General features: G+C 31.2%; 2 protein-coding genes. One reads left to right on the top strand and one right to left on the bottom strand.

All coding sequences use genetic code 11. The features are described from left to right. Nucleotides 1–19 precede the first annotated feature (19 nt). Complete coding sequence (lnu(A), locus tag JV528_RS08585) at nucleotides 20–505, top strand: lincosamide nucleotidyltransferase Lnu(A) (RefSeq protein ID WP_001829870.1); 486 nt, start codon at nucleotides 20–22, stop codon at nucleotides 503–505. A gap of 852 nt (nucleotides 506–1,357) precedes the next feature. Here the strand turns inward: lnu(A) and JV528_RS08590 are convergent. Next, on the bottom strand, nucleotides 1,358–1,717 hold a 360-nt coding region (locus tag JV528_RS08590), incomplete at its 5' end, for a protein rep (RefSeq protein ID WP_204254822.1).

Here is a 1,717-nt window from a genome sequence, read left to right on the forward strand (position 1 = left end):
CCAAGTTAGGAGGGATAAAATGAAAAATAATAATGTAACAGAAAAAGATTTATTTTATATTTTAGATTTATTTGAACACATGAAAGTAACTTATTGGTTAGATGGTGGCTGGGGGGTAGATGTATTAACTGGAAAACAACAAAGAGAACACAGAGATATAGATATAGATTTTGACGCTCAACACACTCAAAAAGTTATACAAAAATTAGAAGATATCGGATACAAAATAGAAGTTGATTGGATGCCTTCACGCATGGAACTTAAGCATGAAGAATATGGGTATTTAGATATTCATCCTATAAATCTAAATGATGATGGATCAATTACCCAAGCAAACCCAGAAGGTGGTAATTATGTTTTCCAAAATGACTGGTTTTCAGAAACTAATTACAAAGGTCGAAAAATACCATGTATTTCAAAAGAAGCTCAACTTCTTTTTCATTCTGGTTATGATTTAACAGAAAAAGACCATTTTGATATAAAAAATTTAAAATCAATAACATAATTGCTTTATTCCAATTGCTTTATTGACGTTGAGCCTCGGAACCCTTAACAATCCCAAAACTTGTCGAATGGTCGGCTTAATAGCTCACGCTATGCCGACATTCGTCTGCAAGTTTAGTTAAGGGTTCTTCTCAACATCAATAAATTTTCTCGGCATAAATGCGTGTTCTATTTTTTATTATCGTCTTGATAATTATAAAAATAAAACACTCCTTTTTTTAGCAAACTTTATCACAATAGTTATCGCTTTACAGATCTATTTTTCATCGTTATAATCTAGTTAATTCCCGTAAGGGCGCACTTATGCGTTCTAAAAGAACGCGTGTAAAAACCATAATCGACCTTCGTCGATTTTTTTATTTCAAAATTAAAGAAACGGCTTGAGATATTCCGAGCAGTTATAAAAATTAATTTGTCTTGAATATTGCTACTACATTCTTGAAAAAGTGATGTAGATTTATAGCCCATAACTTTTTTGAATTCCATCGACGATACGGCGTCGAAAGAAAAATAAACAGACCGTACGAAAGAAAAAAGCTATCTCAATTTTGGGGTAGCTTTTATTTTTTATGCCTTTATTTTGAATTTTAAGGGGGCATTTTAAAGAATTAGGGGTAAATCATATAGTTTTATACCAAAAAACTTATATACCCTCTTAAAACGCAAATATGAGCCAAATAAATATATCTTAATTTCACAAACTAAAATTCGAGCAAATCCAGTGTTGATTTTTTAAGACACTGCCCATTTACATGCAAACTTAAAAGTTGGCATGAAAAGTGGTCAACCATGCCGGTTGAACGCTATAGTTCCCGCAGGGGCAAAAATACATAAAAAAACGCTAGCTTTTAAGCTAACGTTTCAAATTTTTTAAATAATAATTTTGTTTTTCAAAATTCCAAATTGCCGTAATCGAATGTGCTTTTTCTTCTTCGTCTGTTGTTTTATCTTCGTCACTTGTATTAATCAAATTACCATCTTCGGCATCATCTAAATTTAAAATCTTATGTTTTTGTTTAAGTAATCCACCATAACTCAACATACGCTTTCGGTATAAACCTTTTTCTAAATCATTCACGATTTCTTGATTTCTTTCATCATCATCAGTTAAAAAATCAGATGACTTAACCGAATATTTAGAGGTTTCTTTAATAGCTGCTTGAATATCTTTATCGCCTTTTTGATTTGGTTTGATCGCTTTAATATTTGCTAC

The sequence above is a fragment of the Staphylococcus sp. GDB20D11A genome (genome assembly GCF_016893255.1).
Classification (GTDB): domain Bacteria; phylum Bacillota; class Bacilli; order Staphylococcales; family Staphylococcaceae; genus Staphylococcus; species Staphylococcus aureus.